General features: G+C 32.0%; 17 protein-coding genes. 10 read left to right on the top strand and 7 right to left on the bottom strand.

The features are described 5' to 3' along the window. Positions 1–161: 161 nt before the first annotated feature. Positions 162–1826, top strand: a complete 1665-nt coding sequence (gene thsB, locus ACXLDF_RS02200) for a thermosome subunit beta (protein WP_457556857.1) — start codon at positions 162–164, stop codon at positions 1824–1826. Positions 1827–2008: 182 nt separating this feature from the next. Here thsB and ACXLDF_RS02195 read toward each other — a convergent pair whose 3' ends face one another. After that, a complete protein-coding gene (locus ACXLDF_RS02195) occupies positions 2009–3220 on the bottom strand; it encodes an amidohydrolase (RefSeq protein ID WP_457556856.1) in 1212 nt (403 codons plus the stop codon). Between the two features lie 125 nt (positions 3221–3345). Here ACXLDF_RS02195 and ACXLDF_RS02190 point away from each other — a divergent pair, with 125 nt between their 5' ends. The 3 genes from ACXLDF_RS02190 to ACXLDF_RS02180 all read left to right on the top strand — a co-directional run bounded on the left by ACXLDF_RS02190 (position 3346) and on the right by ACXLDF_RS02180 (position 5469). Beyond that, positions 3346–3969 carry a zinc ribbon domain-containing protein gene (locus ACXLDF_RS02190; protein WP_457556855.1) on the top strand — a complete coding sequence of 208 codons (624 nt, stop codon included), beginning with the start codon at positions 3346–3348 and terminating at the stop codon, positions 3967–3969. A gap of 201 nt (positions 3970–4170) precedes the next feature. After that, on the top strand, positions 4171–4500 hold the full coding sequence (locus ACXLDF_RS02185; protein ID WP_457556854.1) for an MPN domain-containing protein: 330 nt from the start codon (positions 4171–4173) through the stop codon (positions 4498–4500). Between the two features lie 75 nt (positions 4501–4575). Next, positions 4576–5469, top strand: coding sequence for a hypothetical protein (locus ACXLDF_RS02180; protein ID WP_457556853.1), 894 nt, complete (start codon positions 4576–4578; stop codon positions 5467–5469). Between the two features lie 65 nt (positions 5470–5534). On the opposite strand, the gene ACXLDF_RS02175 is transcribed toward ACXLDF_RS02180, so the two are convergent. Both ACXLDF_RS02175 and ACXLDF_RS02170 read right to left on the bottom strand, forming a co-directional pair. After that, on the bottom strand, positions 5535–7139 hold the full coding sequence (locus ACXLDF_RS02175) for a glycerol kinase 5 (RefSeq protein ID WP_457556852.1): 1605 nt from the start codon (positions 7137–7139) through the stop codon (positions 5535–5537). Positions 7140–7238: 99 nt separating this feature from the next. Next, on the bottom strand, positions 7239–8219 hold the full coding sequence (locus tag ACXLDF_RS02170; RefSeq protein WP_457556851.1) for a prolipoprotein diacylglyceryl transferase family protein: 981 nt from the start codon (positions 8217–8219) through the stop codon (positions 7239–7241). 169 nt (positions 8220–8388) lie between these two features. On the opposite strand from ACXLDF_RS02170, the gene ACXLDF_RS02165 reads away from it, so the two are divergent. From ACXLDF_RS02165 to ACXLDF_RS02155, 3 genes are all read left to right on the top strand, one after another. Continuing rightward, the gene (locus ACXLDF_RS02165) at positions 8389–9138 is read left to right on the top strand and encodes a hypothetical protein (protein ID WP_457556850.1); all 750 of its coding nucleotides are present in this window, start codon (positions 8389–8391) and stop codon (positions 9136–9138) included. 128 nt (positions 9139–9266) lie between these two features. Beyond that, positions 9267–11495, top strand: coding sequence for a CDC48 family AAA ATPase (locus ACXLDF_RS02160; protein ID WP_457556849.1), 2229 nt, complete (start codon positions 9267–9269; stop codon positions 11493–11495). Between the two features lie 83 nt (positions 11496–11578). Next, entirely contained in the window at positions 11579–12511 is a 933-nt protein-coding gene (locus ACXLDF_RS02155) for an ArsR/SmtB family transcription factor (RefSeq protein ID WP_457556848.1), read from the top strand. A gap of 333 nt (positions 12512–12844) precedes the next feature. Here the strand turns inward: ACXLDF_RS02155 and ACXLDF_RS02150 are convergent, their stop codons facing one another. Then, positions 12845–13828, bottom strand: coding sequence for a hypothetical protein (locus tag ACXLDF_RS02150; protein WP_457556847.1), 984 nt, complete (start codon positions 13826–13828; stop codon positions 12845–12847). 184 nt (positions 13829–14012) lie between these two features. Here ACXLDF_RS02150 and ACXLDF_RS02145 point away from each other — a divergent pair, with 184 nt between their 5' ends. Beyond that, complete coding sequence (locus ACXLDF_RS02145) at positions 14013–14201, top strand: hypothetical protein (RefSeq protein WP_457556846.1); 189 nt, start codon at positions 14013–14015, stop codon at positions 14199–14201. 1212 nt (positions 14202–15413) lie between these two features. Here the strand turns inward: ACXLDF_RS02145 and ACXLDF_RS02140 are convergent. The 3 genes from ACXLDF_RS02140 to ACXLDF_RS02130 form a co-directional block, all read right to left on the bottom strand. Further along, the gene (locus ACXLDF_RS02140; protein WP_457556845.1) at positions 15414–15863 is read right to left on the bottom strand and encodes a hypothetical protein; all 450 of its coding nucleotides are present in this window, start codon (positions 15861–15863) and stop codon (positions 15414–15416) included. Between the two features lie 12 nt (positions 15864–15875). Then, on the bottom strand, positions 15876–16100 hold the full coding sequence (locus ACXLDF_RS02135) for a hypothetical protein (protein WP_457556844.1): 225 nt from the start codon (positions 16098–16100) through the stop codon (positions 15876–15878). Between the two features lie 65 nt (positions 16101–16165). After that, on the bottom strand, positions 16166–16780 hold the full coding sequence (locus ACXLDF_RS02130) for a hypothetical protein (protein ID WP_457556843.1): 615 nt from the start codon (positions 16778–16780) through the stop codon (positions 16166–16168). A gap of 540 nt (positions 16781–17320) precedes the next feature. Here ACXLDF_RS02130 and ACXLDF_RS02125 point away from each other — a divergent pair. Together ACXLDF_RS02125 and ACXLDF_RS02120 are read left to right on the top strand one after the other, a co-directional pair. Beyond that, complete coding sequence (locus ACXLDF_RS02125) at positions 17321–17563, top strand: hypothetical protein (RefSeq protein ID WP_457556842.1); 243 nt, start codon at positions 17321–17323, stop codon at positions 17561–17563. A 550-nt stretch (positions 17564–18113) separates the two neighbouring features. Beyond that, positions 18114–18395: a hypothetical protein gene (locus ACXLDF_RS02120; protein ID WP_457556841.1), complete on the top strand. Its 282-nt coding sequence runs from the start codon at positions 18114–18116 to the stop codon at positions 18393–18395. Positions 18396–18523: the final 128 nt, after the last annotated feature.

Below are 18523 nucleotides of genomic sequence, written 5' to 3'. Positions count from 1 at the left end.
CACCAGAATCAAAAAAAATACTGATTTAATAAGTTGATAATGATAATCATAGAGAAAAAGTTTAAAATTTTTGATGACTTAGACTTCCTCAGATCATCTATTTTAAATTCATAAATTACAGAGACCATTAAGTCTCAAATTTAACAGATGAGGTAAAAATCATGTCACAATTAGGTGGAGTCCCAATTTTGATTCTTAAAGAAGGTGCAGAACGCACCCGTGGGCAAGATGCTCGAGAAAAGAACATTCTCGCCATTCAAGCAGTAGCAGAAGCAGTTAAAACCACCCTAGGACCTCGAGGAATGGATAAAATGCTTGTAGATTCTTTAGGGGATATAACTGTTACAAATGACGGTGCTACCATTTTAGATAATTTAGAAGTGGAACATCCTGGTGCAAAAATGGCAGTGGCAATTTCAAAGACACAAGATGATAATGTTGGAGATGGAACAACATCCAGTGTAATAATTGCAGGACATTTATTGACAGTTGCAAATGAACTAATGTCGCAAGGTATTCACCCCAGTATTGTTGCACGTGGATTTAACTTAGCAGGAAAAAAAGCAAGAGAAATCTTAAAGGAAATTGCTGAAAAAATTGATCCTGCAAAAGATAAAGAAATTTTAAAGAAAATAGCCACTACAACAATGAATTCAAAAGGAATTAGCGGTAACAAAGAATTCTTTGCAGATTTAGCTGTTGAAGCCTTTAATAAAATTAAAGATGATAAAAACGGAAATAATATGGCAAGAGTTAAAGATATCATCGTTGTTAAGAAAAAGGGACGTTCTATCCAAGAATCTGAAATTATTGAAGGAATTATTTTAGAAAAAGAACCAACTCACCAAATGATGCCAAAATTAATCAATGACGCTAAAATAGCTTTGGTGAATCAAGCTTTTGAAATTAAGAAGACAGAATTCTCCAGCGATCTCCGAATTTCAAACCCAAATGACATCCAATCATTCTTGGATCAAGAAGAACAGATTTTACGCCATTTCGCAGATAAATTGAAAGAAGTAGGTGCCACTGTTGTTATTAATCAAAAAGGTATCGAGGATACTGCTTCTCACTTCCTTAACAAATATGGAATTGTGGCAGTAAAATCAGTCACAAAAAGTGATTTAGAAAAATTGAAAAAAGCAGTCGGCGGTAAAATCATAGAAAATATCGAATCAATTACAGCGAATGATTTGGGAAAAGCTAAAAAAGTAGAATTTAAGAAAATTGCTGGGGACGATTTATGTTTCATTTCTGGATGTGAAAATCCTAAAGCAATTTCAATATTACTACGAGCAGGAGTCAACAGCGCATTAGAAGAAGCAGAGAGAACATTACATGATGCACTTTGTGTCGTAGCAAGTACGTATGATCGTGCTGAAATTGTTGGTGGTGGTGGAGCTGTAGAAATGGAAATTTCACAGAGATTGGTCCAATTTGCAGCAACTCAATCTGGTAAAGAACAGATTGCTATTGAAACATTTGCTCGATCTATGGAAATTATTCCAATTACTTTGGCAGAAAATGCTGGTTTAGATCCAATAAATATAATTGCCGAACTTCGAACTGCACATTCCAAACCTGGAAATGAGTTTATGGGGTTAGATATTTATCAAAATAAAGTGGTTAATAATAAGGAAGCCGGAGTTATTGAACCTGTCGCCAACATTGATCAAATTATTAAATCTGCCACAGAACTTTCTGTGATGATTTTACGGATTGATGATATGATAAAAGCCAAAGCCTCTGCTGGTGGTGGAGGTGGAGCTCCAGGCGGCATGGGCGGTATGGGCGGTATGGGTGGTATGCCTCCAGGAATGATGTAATATTAATACTCAAAAAAAATATCCTAAATCGTATATTAAATTTATCGCTTTTTTTCGTCTCTTTTCTTTTATCTGTCTTTTAAAAATCTAATTATTGATTTTTCAAAAAGCTAGAAAAAAAAAGCTCAAATTAGCAATTTTCTTTCAATAATAAATAATAGAAATAGCAAATAACTTACTAATCAGCTTTTATAAGCAACAATACCATTAACCATGGTAAGTTCAACTTGTGCATAAAAATTCTGGACAGGATGATCTGACCACACTACTAAATCAGCATCTTTCCCAGGTTCAATAGATCCAACTCGATCACTGATTCCTAAAATTTTTGCAGCATTAATCGTTACAGCACGTAATGCTTCTTCAATTGGCAATCCATATTTTGCTGCCATGCATGGAAGCACTTGGAAATACAATAATCTGGGAAAAGTATCACTTTGAATAGCAAATTTCACTTTTGCTTTATACAATAGACCAGGGGTTCGAAATGAAATATCACGCAGTTCACTTTTCTCATATCCAATAATACTTGGGCCTACAGCAACTGGAATCTGCTTGTGAGCCAAAAATTCAGCAATCTTGTGTCCTTCTGTGGCGTGAACAATCATTAACCTAAGATTAAATTCTTCTGCCAAGCGAACTGCAGTTACGATATCATTGTGTTGATGACAATGAATATGAATGGGAATTTCACGTCGAAGAACTTTAAGAAGCATCTCTTTATCTAAATCCCGTTCAGGTTCAGGGGGAATTTTCTCAACTTCAAGTGAATCAGTAAAAAGTTTCTTTTTCTTATTATATTCACCCCACTTTCTTCCGTACTCTTGTGCATCCAAAAAAGCTTTTCGAAAAACTGCCGCAATCCCCATTCTGGTGCTGGGAAGCTTTTTATCTGTGCCATATACACGCTTGGGATTTTCACCTAATGCAGCCTTTAAAGCTGAAGGTGCTTGCACAATATAATCATCCACTAGATGAGTTGATGCGTAAGTTTTCAATATTGCAAATTGTCCGCCTATTACATTAGCGGATCCAGGTCCTGTATTGATGGTGGTTACACCACCTTGAACTGCTTCCTGAAAGGCAGGATCTTCGATGTTGATAGCATCAATTACTCTCATCATTGGGGTACTAGGATTAGTGGCTTCATTTACATCATAACCCATCTTTCCAACACTTCCATCATAAACCCCTTGATGAGTATGAGAATCAATAAATCCTGGAACAATATATCGATCTGTAGCATCAATTATTTTAAAACCATCGGGAATCGACTCATTTTCTCCTAAGATTGCAGAAATTTTCCCATCTTCAATCAAAATGGTCGATTTTTCATATATTGTATGATTTTCATCGCAAGAGATGATTTTTCCGTTTATAATCGCATAATTCATTTCTATGAGTTCACTGGGTAGATGTGTAGATGAGTATTTAAAATTCTTTCCGCAAGCTGTGATAAGAATTGGGCTTCCAATTATTCATAATCAGCATTTTCTTTTAGTAACACAGAAACAAATTTATGGTAATTCAAATGCATCATCATCATCACTCAATTGAAAATAATAAAATGGAAGCACCTCACGAACCCGTTGTAGGTGCAATAATTGCAATAACAGTCGTTTCGATTGTAATGAACGCATTATTTACTCATATGTGGTTTAGTATTATAATTCAAATTATACTATTCATCCATTTAGTTAAATGCATTATTGAATACTTGCAAAATGCAGCAGCTCGAAAGAATTATCAGTACCATACAGAAATAAATGAAGTAATTCAAATTTGGGTAGCATTGATTATTGTATCCATTATTATGAGAGTATTATTCGATGGACAATGGTTCGCTCAAATAGCACCTGCAGTTCTAAAAATTAAAGCGATAGAAATTACAGTGCTTTATTTAGTGACCCTTACCAAACGCAATCATCAGAAACAATTACAAAGTACAATTGTCTATATGCAACAACCAATGTATACTGCAGTTCAAGCAGTTAACACGCAAACAACTGAAAAAATCTATGAAACCACCAATTTCACAACTTCAAATGAAGAAAGCCTTATGCACTACTGTCCAATTTGTGGTGAAAAAACTGATTTAAATGCAAGTTTTTGCCCATACTGTGGAACTGATTTGAGACGCTAAAATATATTAATAAGATGCGATTTTTTTCTTTTTTTCTTCATTCTCTTAATCTTTTCAATTTTTACAATTATTGTATGATTTTTAGAATTTTGTCCATATAGATCGCTTAAAAAAATATGAATTAGAAACTTTTTTTTAGGTGTGTTGTTCTCAATCAATTAGGAAATCTTTCATTGGAATTTAGATACAGAAGGCTTTAAAGTGAACTTTAATCGATTTATCGCAACATCCAGCCGGTTTGACAATGTGACATTCCAACAAATGGTTGAAAAAATCAGCATTACAACACATGTAAGTCCAACATTGTTATGGGAATATGGAATAAATGCATTAGAAGAATGGTCTCAAACATCTGGGAAAAATATGGAACATCTCTTTTTAATGCGAAATTTGGAGCGTTCAGAAAATATTTCGGATATTTTAAAGAAATTTCAAGAAAAACTCGAACCATTGGTCACTTCACCCAAAATTTTGAATAAAACACTTAGTATTGCCAATGTGGGTTATGAATTGATGTTTGGCAGCATGTAGTATATTGAAGATTCGATCATTTGTGAAGTAATGCTTAGAAATTATATTTTTAACCCTTAAAGAATTATATTATTCATGGCAAATTATAGAATTATTTCAGCTTTTGAAATATTTGAACAATTTTGGGAAAAAAATAAAGATTTGCCAATTCAAAAGCAAATATCGACTTTTGCAGAAATCTTTGAACATCAAAATCCTGAATTATGGCACATGCAAATTGAATGCTATAAAGAGGATGGATGGGATTGGGAAAAAATAGCTGAAACGCAAGTTTTTCCAAAATTTCCACAAGCAGTTCCTAAAATGAGACCAATTTTTGAAAAATTAAATAACATAATTCCATGGATATTTATCAAAGCAGTTCAAACAATGCAGTTTTCTTTTGATGTAAATTTCGTTCTTTACGTTGGAATTGGGTGTGGTGCTGGATGGGCAACTAAATTTAATAATAAAAGAGCAGTTCTGATGGGATTGGAGAATATTATTGACTGTGGCTGGCATTCTAATGAAACTTTAGCAGGACTAATAGCACATGAATTGGGTCATTTAATTCATCAAGAGTGGCGCGATCAAGTAAATCTTCCTAATAAAGTGCAAGGAGATGATGCATTTTGGAATCTCTATGAAGAAGGTTTTGCTATGCGGGCTGAACATAAAATAATGAACTCTGAATCTTTTCATGAAGCAGAGGGAAAAGAAAATTGGATCTCCTGGTGTTACTCACATCGAAATTGGTTGGCAAAAGAATATTTACTTTCTTTAGGAAATGATGAAAAAATAAGACAATTTTTCGGATCATGGTTTGAAGTGCAAGGATATAAACAAACAGGATATTTTCTTGGACACGAAATTTTAAAGGAATGGGAGATCCAAGATAAATTATCATTCAAAGAAATAGCATTACTTCCTTTAGATGAAATAAACAATCGAGTACGTAAAACTTTGGAACAATGGATAAAAAATGAATAAATATTGATAGAAGGTTAAATAATTACTTTACTACAGATAATCACTTAAATAACTTATATTTATTCTTATTTTTCAAGAGATAATACCGCTTTAACTGCTTTTTTCCATCGTTTTATTTTTTCAGTACGGATGTGTGGCTCCATTTTTGGTGAAAATTCTTGATATTCTTGTTGCAATCCTTGAAGTTCTTTAAAATCTTTCCAAAATCCAACAGCAAGTCCTGCAAAATATGCCGCCCCAGTTCCTGTCATATCACTTTCTGGAGATCTCATAACTTTAACATTAGTAAAATCAGCTAAACACTGCAATTGAATATCAGATTTGGAAACACCTCCATCCACCTTGATTTCAGTCAATTGGATTTTCGTATCATGCTGCATGCCTTCAAGAATATCATAAGCTCTTAGTGCTAATCCTTCTAATACTGCACGGCATACATGTCGTCGATGGGTGGATAAAGATAATCCAAAAATAGTTGCACGGGATTTGGGACTGAAATATGGAAAACTGATACCTGATGGCGTGGGGATGAAAATTACACCTTCAGTATCATGTGTTTGGGCGGCAAATTCATTCAACATTTGAGCAGTATCTGAAACACCAATTCCTTCTCCCAACCAATCAATTAATGTTCCTGCAGTAGTAACTTGACCTTCGAGCATATAAGTAATTTGGCCATTGATTCTCCAAGCAATTAGGGGAAACAAACCGCGTTTCGAGAGTTTTGGTTTAGGTCCGACAGTCATATCAACAAAAGCACCTGACCCCTGCGAAATTTTAGTATCACCAGGATGAAAACAACAATGACCGAAAAGAGCTGCCATTTGATCACCAACACTTGCCCCAATTGGTATGCTGTGTCCAAAGAAAACTTCAGGATCAGTGGAACCAAAATCATCTGCTGTATCTAGCACCTTTGGAAACATTGCTGGGGGATGTGGAATATCAAAAATCTTGAAATAAGTTTTATTCCATTCCAAATCAAATGGATTGTACATAGATGTGCCACTGGCATTCGTTACATCTGTATAGTGGTGCTTTCCATTGGTTAATTTGTAAATAAACCATGTATCCAGTGTACAAAAATGAATTTCATTATTTTTACAGCGTTCATATAATTCATGACCTGAATGTTGTCTATCTCGGTATTTTACTTCAGGTTGTTCGAACAGCCATTTCAAACGAGGAATACCCAAAACTGGACTCATGTGAACCATTTTAGTGGTTAAAAGCATAGGAGAACTTGTGATTCGTCCAGCAAGTCCTGCAAATCCACGTAAAAGTCGATAAGAAAATTGAGTATCACATCGTTTAGCCATATCAGCCGCTCTTACATCTGCCCAACTGATAAAATTAGTGATTGGTTCCCCTGTCTCTTTTTCAACTAAACAAAAAGAACCCCTTTGATTAGTAATTCCCAGTGCAGCTACTTCTTTAAGGGAATACTCAGAAGATTTAAAAATAGTATTAACAACTTTCAATAATGCTTCCCACAAAATCTGTGGATCATGTTCAATTGCACCTTCTTCAGGAAATGAAGGATGGGTTGTTTGATATGCCCGATTTACAATTTTCCCGTTATGATTAAATAATAAAGCTCGAATTCCAGTGCTTCCACTATCTATAGCTAAAATAAATTTTTTTTTTTCATTGATCGAAGTAGATTCCATTATATTCTATTGGAGCCAAAGTGCTTGATAAGCTTTTCTTTCGTTTTATATCAATTTTATTGAATAAAATTAATTCTATAAGGAAAAATAAAAAAAAATTTATCCACCTACATACTGACCCAATTTTCTTCCATGAACTCCATAAAAAAGGAAGGTTACCACAGAAAGAGTGCTCATTGTAGCCATATAATCAAAATTGAACAAAATTCCTTTAACATAATTCACTAATGAAATACGTGTTATGAATGGTGTTTGAGTGTAGAAATTATTCCTAAAGATAATTGAAATAAATAGTAATAATATTCCAGATAGAAAATATAAAATCGCAGTACGAGAAAAAACATTATTTTTTGATGAGGCTCTTTTTTGCTGGGAGAAATATCTAAAAAGATTATACAAAATTAAAAAAGATACAAGAATAACACCATCTATATCAAAAAATGACACGTAAATGAATCCCAAGATAAATAGAAATAAATTGAATAAAGAAGCAACAAGTTGGGTAGGGTATAAAGGCACATTCAATAATTCAGGATTAACACGAATTACTTTTGATTTCATATTTGAGTATTTAACGCTAAATGAACCTTTTGTTGGTTTTCCATAACAACATCCGTAATTGTAACATCCAATTCTTCCTACAAAGAGAGAAAGAGTGGCTCCAAATGTTACAGCATCCAAAAATATAACAATATTGATATGCTCCATCCAACAAACAATTATTGCCCCAATTCCAATCCCCATCAAACCCCCTTGATTATACATGGTAGTTTGATTTAAGTTATAAAGAAAATTTTTAAAATATTTTAGTCCATCTACAAAAACTTGAAAAAATTTAGTGAAAAACAACATTGAAAAAAGCATAATCCCCAATGGAACAATTGTGGGATGAATAAAATAAATTCCTTTACTATTTAAATAGAATAATAATAATGAGTTAGAAATAAAGATGCTTATGACCATAATCAAGCCGAAATTTACAATATGAAAGTTCTTTCCCTTAAATAATATTGGATTTTTATTCAAAGAAAGAAAAGGTTTTATTAAATATGAAAAGATCTTCTCCACCTTCTTATTCATGGATACCCTTTATATTCAATTAAAAATAAATTTTTTTACTAAATATTTCATCAGTCAATTAAAATTGTCAAATAGATGTCATTTATGATGTTAAAAATTGGCTGTATATTTTTCTATCTTATCAAATGAAAAGGAAAAATTTAAGATTACTTATGAAAAATAATTATTAATGTTAGGAGCAGTATATGCATCTATCGAATATTTTACAGAAATACCAAAATTGATCGAGATTTCACTGTTTTGGATATTAGGAATAAAAATTTACAAAGCAAAGAAAACAAAGTTGAATTTAGTTTATGCAATTAGCTTTTTTGTTTGGAGTTTCTATACGATGGCAGATTTAGTTATGTGGATAACAGCTGCAAATAGTGAAACATGGTTTTTCATAGATAATAGAATTCGAGATATGCAAGTAATTTTAATCACTGTTTTCGCGTTTTTAATTTATTTTTCAACTCAAATAGTAGTTAAAGGTTATTCTGGTTTAAATTGGAAGCAAATCTACATTATTGGCTCAGTTTTTTTAGTTATAGCAATTACTGCATCTATAACTGATAAATTAATAATTCAAGATGAAGTAGGAAATGTGTTATCTCCTTCCCAATGGGATTCTGCACCAATGGTTATAGTTTCAGCCAATATTTCTTCAATAACAATGATTTTAATGGCTATTCCATTATTGCTATATGCTCAATCTATATGGGTATTATTTAAAATGATATCTCAGAATGTAGATGATAAGAAATTAAAAATCAAGATGTTTAATTTAATTATTGGAATCTCTTTGATTCCAACAGGTGTAGTATATTTTGCAGTTATTTTAGCAATTCCGGGATTTTATTCGTTTGTTGCTGTAATATTTGGAAGGATTTTTTGGATTTTAGCACCAGTATTTATTTGGAGAAGTCAAAAAAAATAAATATCGTTGCATTCATTCACCATTTTCATCTTAACCTAAAGCTTTTTTTCAGCGTTTTACTATAAATAATAAAGAAAAGAATTCTATTTTGAAATTTAATTTAAAAATTAACTCGAGAGGAACATATAATGGGAGAACCAAATCCAAATTCAGAAAAGGAAGCATATTTAAGAATTTCTGATTCAAAACGACGAGATGCAGGGCGTGGATTTGCACGGATAGATCCTGAAGTCCAAAGACGACTAAATCTTCATGTAGGTGATGGAATTGAATTAGAAAACACAGTAACTGGCCGAAAAACGGCAGCATTAGTTATGAGAGGATATCCTGAAGATACAGGAACAAATATTATCCGGATTGATGGTTCATTGCGACGAAATTTAAAAGCATCGATTGACGAGCGAGTAATAATTCGAAAAATAAAAGTTGTTCCTGCAGATCGAATTATTTTTGCTCCTATTGATCGACCTGTTGGTGTTCGAAATGTAGAAGTATTTGCTCAAATATTAGAAAATCGCGTTGTAATGGAAGGAGATATGATTAGTTTTGATATTTATAGTGGATCTGTTCATTTTATGGTAAAATCAATTTCCCCGAAAGCTCACGCAGTCCAAATCCATAGAGGGACCGAGATAGCTATTGATCGAAAACCAATTGATTCCAAACAACTTGAACAACGTGTTCCTAGAACCACCTATGAAGATTTAGGTGGATTGGCAGAAGTAATTCAAAAAGTGCGAGAAATGGTAGAACTTCCAATGCGGCATCCAGAATTATTCAATCGTTTAGGCATTCAACCGCCAAAAGGTTTGCTTCTATATGGACCACCAGGAACAGGTAAAACATTATTAGCACGTGCTGTGGCAAATGAAACTGATGCACATTTTATTACATTATCAGGTCCAGAAATTATGTCTAAATTCTACGGCCAATCTGAGGAAAATTTACGTAAAGTATTTGATGAAGCTCAGAAAAATGCACCTTCAATAATTTTTATTGATGAAATTGATTCAATTGCTTCAAAACGCGAGGAAGTTCAAGGTGAAGTCGAACGAAGAGTCGTTGCTCAACTTTTAGCTTTGATGGATGGATTAGATTCACGTGGAAATGTGGTTGTTATTGGAGCGACAAATCGTCCAAATTCCCTAGACGAAGCATTGCGACGACCTGGAAGATTTGATCGAGAAATTGAAATTGGAGTTCCGGATAAAGATGGAAGACTTGAAATACTCCAAATTCATACTAGGGGAATGCCCCTTGAAAAAAAGGTTGATTTAAAATACTTATCTGAAAAAACACATGGATTTGTTGGAGCAGATATTCAAGCACTAGCAAAAGAAGCTGGAATGATTGCTCTAAGAAGAATTTTACCCAAAATTAATCTAGATGAAGAAATTATCCCTCCAGAAGTCTTAGAAAAATTACACATTAGCCAAGATGATTTCCTTACTGCATTAAATACAATTGAGCCATCAGCTTTGCGTGAAGTTTTAATTAGTACACCAAGTGAAACTTGGAATGATGTGGGGGGATTAGATGAAGCAAAAAGAGAGTTACAAGAGGCTGTTGAATGGCCCTTAAAATACCCCAATATTTTTAATTACTTACAGGCTGAGGTTCCAAAAGGAATCTTATTATATGGATTTCCAGGAACAGGAAAAACTCTTTTAGCACGCGCTTTAGCTCATGAAAGTGAAGCAAACTTTATCTCTGTAAAAGGTCCTGAATTTATCAGTAAATGGGTAGGTGAAAGTGAAAAAGCAGTTCGAGAAACATTTAGAAAAGCTAGAGCCGCAGCACCTTGTATAATTTTTATGGATGAAATTGATGCTATTGCCCCTATACGCGGAAAGGGAGAAAGCAGTCAAGTCACTGAACGAATAGTTTCCCAACTTCTAACAGAAATTGATGGATTAGATCGACTAAGAGATGTTATTTTAGTTGCTGCAACCAATCGACCTGATATTCTCGATCCTGCATTAATGCGGGCTGGAAGATTCGGTAAACAAATAGAAATTCCTTTTCCAGATAAAGAAACCCGAATAAAAATTTTTCAAATCCACACTCGCAATCTACCGCTAGACAAATCAGTAAATTTAGAATCATTAGCAACTTCAATGGAAGGAAAAACAGGAGCTGATATTGAAGCTTTATGCAAATCAGCAACCCAAAATGCAATTAGGGAATATATTACAAAAGTAAATTTTCGTGACCTTAATGAAGAAGAATTAAAAATGGTTAGCATTAAAACGGAACATTTTGCTGAAGCTATGAATGATGTGATGAAATCCTCAAATCGATCTGAACGGGCATATCAAAAATTAGATGGATCTTTACCGAAAGATCTATATTCTTAGGAAAAAAAAGAAGAAGAGAGAAGAAAGATTTATTTTTTTTCTCTCTCTTAAATTACTAAATTATCTATTTGGAGAGTTAAATTGTGTCCACAAAAAAAGGGAATAATTCAGAAACAACTTCAAATGAAAAAAAAGCATTAGCAATTACAACAGTAAAAAATAAACCTATCCTAATTAAGAAAACTCATTCAAAAATGTATAGAGAAGATGGCACTTTCAACGAAAATCTCTTTTATACATTATTAGGAAATGATATTCGACGTAAAATACTCTCCAAACTTTCAAAATTCCAACGATACGCTTCAGATCTCTCCATTGATTTAGGTGTCTCAAAACAAGCAATTAAAAAACACTTGGATAAACTAGTAGAATTTGGTTTAGTAGAACAAGTTGGAGGTTCTGATGATCAAAAAAAACAATTCTATCGCATTTCTCCCAACATTGCCTTATCCGCTCAAATTGATCTCACTCCAAATTATTTTCATATTTCTGTGGAAAATACTCCAAAAGATTTAGCAAAAGGCATTAGTGAATTAGAACATGATCCTAAAACAGCGATAACAGCTTCCACAAAAGCACACATAGATTATGAGCAACTTAACTATGCCCTTAAGAATCTGGGAAATGAATTACATAAAATTGAGCAAGAAATTAGCGAAATTGAGAAAAAAAGAAAAGAAATCTTAATGAAAAAAACTTCAATGTTAAATAGAATCCAGTTAATTATTAACAGTGTCGTAGAAAATGATTTGGAAAAAGAACTTATTTTCTCACTTTTCTTTGATACTAAATCTACTGTTGAAGGTTTGACATTAAATGACATAATAAACGAGTTATTTTTACGCAAACGGCAGCGGGCAGGAGTTTCTCATGCAAAACATTTGAAAACAGATCCGAAAACAATAGAAAGAGGACAAGAACTATTGAAATTGCTGGAAATCTTGATAAATAATTTCGGATTTATCAGATCAGAAGATATGAGACTGTTTTTTGATTTTAGTTCAAATGATTACTAAATATTTGATCAATATTCGCAATAACAGCATACAATAAAGTATTCGATTTATGATTCTTAAAATCATGTTATTTTTCATTCTCATGTGAATTTTCTTGACCTATTACAACTTAAACCCCTATTTTGGATATTTCCAAAATATACAGAGGATATAACTGAATAAAAGATATATGATTAAAAGTTGAAGATGTATGAAAATTTCTTTATCCAAAGCAGACATATTGAGAAGCACATCGTGCATATGATGATGCAATGCATGAAGCGAAAATCTCTTATGCACTTTATGAACGTGGAAAATGGAGATTATAAAAAAAATAACCTTGAAAGAAAAAAATTAAGGATTTAAATCAACGTTAATTTCAATAGAGCCAACTGAAGTAGTTGCATATATCCAAGTGATTGGTAAAGAAAGTTCTTCGAATCCATCAGTTTGATAGTGATTTTCCTCAATATGTAATCCTGAAGTCAAATTGATGTCTGTTGATCCAGTAGAAGTTTTTCCGATTATATCAAATTTTGAAAAATATAAAGAATTTTCGATTGTGATTTCAATACTGCCTGTTTCAGTAACACAGATAAAGTCAACATCAGAAATCATTTGCTCAGTTTGAGCCCAATCCACTTCAATACTTCCTACTGACGACTCTAAGTTCACCAAAGTTGAATTTAAAAAGCGAATATCCTCCAAATCAAGCATAATTGAGCCAACTTTAGTTTTTAATGACAGATAACTTGTGAAATTACAATCCACTATATTACATTCATAACTTGAAGTGTCGCTTGAAAGTACAATATCTCCAAATTGAATATTATTAAAATCCATATTGATTCCTCCTACTTTCACATTTCCTGTTATGTTATAAAGTGAAAATCCTGGAGCTAATTTGATTCGACAATCTAAATTTGATAACTGAAAAATATTAAGTTCTTCCTCAAAATTGACAATAATAGTATAGTATAGCACGCCATTTCTTGTTTCATTAAAAATATTGATGATAATTGGTTGTTCAGATGAATTATATTCGCTTTTGAAAAAATACGAATAATCCCAATCAATTTCAATTGCATTAGAACTTGATTCAGGTAAAAGTGAAAATGAGAATTCACCAACATCTGCATACAATTCAATACTAATTTTAGTAATATTATTTGCACTCTTTGGTATAGTATGATAACCTGTTCCTTCGTACCCTGAAAAATACGTAGGTGAATATAAGGAATAGTACCAAAAAGCTGTTGATCCGATTATTGCTACAATAATAAATATTGTAAAAAGTGGATTTCTCTTTTGATTATTTTTATTTTCAACTTTCGACATAATGTTCAACCTTTGTAAGTAAAATTGATTATGTTACTTTTCAATAAATACATTGAAAATAAAGACTTTCAAGGATCCAATTCTTATCAAATTTGATCTTCACTAAAAGAAATTATATTGAAAGTGAAGCTTTTTAAATATTCCAAAATTGAATTTTAGTAAATTTATCAAATCGGTGTATTTTATGACAGAAATTTTGATTCAAAATGGGGGCACGCGCTTAACATGCCCAAAATGTGGAAATTATAGAAAAAATATGATTCGAGAAGTTGATGATAAGGATCACATAATAAATGATTATCCCGTTATTTATGGTAAGAAATACATCTGTGGTGAATGCGGTAGCGAATGGCGCTGGGAACAACAGGAATAATTTAAAATAAAAATTCAAATAGTTATCAGTTATCATTTTTCAATCAGATTATTTGATACTAAGAACTTTTTTTGATGAGTTCTCAATGAACTAACTTTTTTCACATTTTCCTCATCTATCACCAGATTTTAATGAAATTACAGCACGTTTTAAATTAGTACTCTGAGCAAATTCATCCACAAACCAATCTCGATATTCTTAGAACGTCATTTGAATATTTGAGAAAACTTGATTTCGTTTAAATTGCAAGAAATTAAAGAGTAAATATTTATTAGTTTTAGCAAAAAACACAGTTTCGTCATCGTTTGACATCTATAGTTCTTTGTGGAGATCTAGATCACGAAACGCAGTCTTATATTGCCATCTCATTTTGTAATGTCGCTTTATTAAGTACACAAAAGATTTTGAGCATTATTGTGGGGTAATAGTCGCAATTAATCCATATAATTGTTCATATATTTTGTCTAAACATAGTAATTCTTGTCAATAGGCGCATTTTAAATCATTTAATCTCTGCTTTTCTCGAAGAAATAAATGAACCTAACAACGTGTCAATTTTCGTTTTCGGTTCTTTTTATTCTTAGTTCATGTTGTGAAAGTTTGAGTTCTCCCTTTATTTTCAAAAATAGTTTCTTTTTTGGCTTTTTTAAGTTGTTTTTAGTTTTTTCAGGCGTAAATACAAGAATTCCTCTGTCTTTGAATAATTTTAGGATATTTTGACAATAATTTTTAGGATTAATCATATTAACTTTGATTTTAAGCCCTCATTTTAATAACTAATCAGCATATCAAGTATAAATGGGATTTTTGATTCGTTTTAAGATATATGATAACATCTGATAGAGTGAGATTTATCAGTTCAGAAATCATCATCCAACTGTGCAGTTAGCTCGGTTATATCTACGCGCATATCTTTTCAATTGTTGGTAATTTTACCGCAAGCAACAAATTAAAAGTGGCACTAAAATTTGGAAAACAAGCTTAACTATGTATCAATCAAAGTTGAGGACATACATTGAGAAGGAGATGCAAGGAAGTATAAGAGAAAATGCGTTGTTTCTACAAAAAGAAAAAAGGAGGTTATTTATTGTGAAATAAATCATAACCTTCAAGACTGGATTTAAAAAAAATTAACAATTTGTAGACTTAAGATATATAAAAAAAGATTATAACCTCAAAAATTTTAAAAAAGATTCTCGAAACTTATTCGCACTAACAATTTACAGTTAAGTGGATTTTCTTATTCCACATCCTATAGAAAGGATTGAAAATAGATTCAATAACAGTTTTATCTATATTTCTATTTTCAATTTTTTCTATTTTTTCAGGATTTATATCAAGTTTTAATTGTTTTAATGAATTTATAAATAACGCTTTCATTTCCACGTGAATTTGTTTCAATATTTCAGTTGAAATTTCTTCACCAGTTAGAACAACATATAAATTATCATATTCATCTTTTGAATATGTAGACTTTATTGCTCCAAATTTTATATCGCCTATCATTTCTCCTGTTGCTTCAATTGAAAGTGTATTAATTGCACTTAACAAACCAGAAAATAGAACTGAATTTATATTCATTTCTTCGATTTCTCCATTATTTAGAGGATATTCAAACATCGGGATTCCTGTTTTTGAAATCGCAATAAAACTGAAGCTCATTCTATCACCTTTTTAAAAGAATTTGAAGAATCGTCTCCGTTTCTTTTTCTTAATATCAAATTTTTGTAATAGTTTCATTGAAAGATGATTTCCGATATCAGAAACCCTATGAGGGTAATATTCCTTATATATATCAATAATAGCATTCACTAACCTCGGTAAGTCTTGTTCACTCAAACTTTCTGGTGTAAGACCTAAATTTTGACATGCTAATTCTACAGTATAGTAAGCCGACATACTAATTTTTTCTTCTAAGACTTCGACTACTCTATAAAATACTTGTTTTTTTAATTCTGACATTTTTATTCTTCAACTCCCTCTTTATAAGAAATTGCGTAAACACAATCTACTTGTTCAAGAAGCTTCTCCAACTTAGCTTGGTCGAAATTAATTGCTTCTAAATCATCTTTATTAATTGTACGCTTTCCTGTGCATTTATCACACCCTAAATGAATGTAGTTCAAATGATATTTTCCATTTACAGTTAGTGATGATATAATCATTTGGCGCAATTGTTGAGCAACATAACAACCCAAATCAATAAATTTATCGTTTGTACCTTCGCGCGTATGATGATCGTTCATTACTGTATCTACATTTGCATCAGCTGTTCCTGAAGAACTCATTGTTTTCATTATATCTTTAAATGGGCATTTTTTTACTCCTATTAGATTAGTGCCTCCGCTTTCAAAGTCAGTAATAACATCTTCATCAATGTAATAAAGCGGCGATTTATGTTCTTTTATTTCCAGCATAAATTCTTCAAATGACGAATAATCCTTATGACCTACTTTTTTTGCTAGTTCTACACCAATTTTCATAACATCAGTCATGATTTCATTAAAAGGCTTACCCTCTTTTAGCATATTTCTTAGTTCTGCTAATCCTACTTCATCTATCCGGCTAATAAATATCACTTCCTAATGTTTTGAATGTTTTTAACTTATTATCTTATTTTAGTTCGATTTCATCAGATTTTCAATCTTTAAATGACACTTTTTTATCGATTGTTCTGAAAAAACACAAAATTTGAAATCAAATTTAAATAAAGTTTAATAAGTCATTTATCAATCAAATGGCCTAGATATTTAAACTTGATTGATCAGAATAATTCTAAATCAGATAATCGAACGTTTATAAGAATAATTATAAGTAGAGCTTTTTAAAATTGTTAAGATGAGTTCTTTTTATTTTCAGCCAACAATGAAATTCGCTTTTTTTCCATAAACCTTACAAATGTCCCGCTCTTAATTGTAATGATCAAAGCCATTCCAACAAGTTAAATCGGTTAACACTTCTATGTAGGAGATGAAAAGTGCACAATTGAATATTGGGGTGCTAAACTATAGGATTTTACACTTTTATTTTTAAAACAATTTCATCTTCCCAGTGTTATCGGCAAAAAATACAATGCTAAAGATTTTTTGGGAGTGCTCCTTTTTAATAGGTAATTAAATGTGTCCAGTGATGAAGCTTTCAATCAATTAAATAAAGAAGCACGATTTGAAACGAATCGACATCGCAGGAAAAAAATGAAAACTTTACAATATAAAGGAGATATATCCCTCAAAAAGAACATCTTGTATCAAATGGAGACCAAATCTGGAAATATCCTCATTTTTTGCCGATGTGGATTACTAAGCAATCAAGGAACAAGATTTTCGGTGCTTAACTCACCTTTGCGTAAAAAAACGGACTGATCAGTAAGGAACTCTGTGCTATTGTTGATGATAATGATATATGGTATTATGGAAAGGCCCAATATCATGGCAATCAATATATAAACAAGAGTAATAAAGAACCAGGAACTTCTCGACGTAGAAAATACAGCGCTCTAATGATTAGAAGTAAAAATTCATCATTATATATAAGAGTAGAAATCATCAAGAAACATCATTCAAACGTCCCATTCAGCCTAAATTGTATTGATCGCTTAATTTTGAATGATCTATATGTTGATTATGCCATGGGAGATAGAGGGTTTCCCACAAATGAATTAATTTTTTAATAATGCATTCGAACAATCAAATCTATCGGCCCTTATAAAAAATTGAATGGAATTGAACGAGAAATAATAGATTATTTAGAAAATGGAGGCAGTTATATCCGAAAATATAAAATTAAAGGAGCTCTTGCCAAATTTTATCTCCAACATCACCTTCAAACCACCATAATATTTACAAATCGACAGAGACGAAGGTTATGGGAAATTCTTGCCGATTATTTAAAGGATAAGCTCACTCTCACCATATGAACAAAAGAAATCATGGTGATGATAATACTTTAAACCCCACAAAGGGTAATAAATGGCTACACGGATGGAGTGTTGGTATATGTAGAAAATATGATTGGCATTGGCAAATTAAAACAGGATTCAAAGATCTAAATAGTAACGATCCACCTTCGAATGTCCATACTAATGATCGTAATTATTTAATGCGGTTGATGGGAATAAGTTTAATAATTATATATAATTGCTGGCGCCCAGAACAGGCAAAGAGACGAAACAAACGATTTAAGTGTAAATCTTAGAGACTGGATTCAACTTTCCAACATTTTTCTTTATCACAGTTTCGGTTGAAAAAGGCCACAATGATGTATTAAACTCGGAAGAGGATGAAAAATGAAACGATCAAAGGTGGAACAACAAAAAAGGGGGG

It is taken from the genome of Candidatus Harpocratesius sp. (assembly GCF_054039255.1).
Note: the sequence above shows the minus strand (reverse complement) of the source record. Positions and strands in the feature narration are given on the sequence as shown.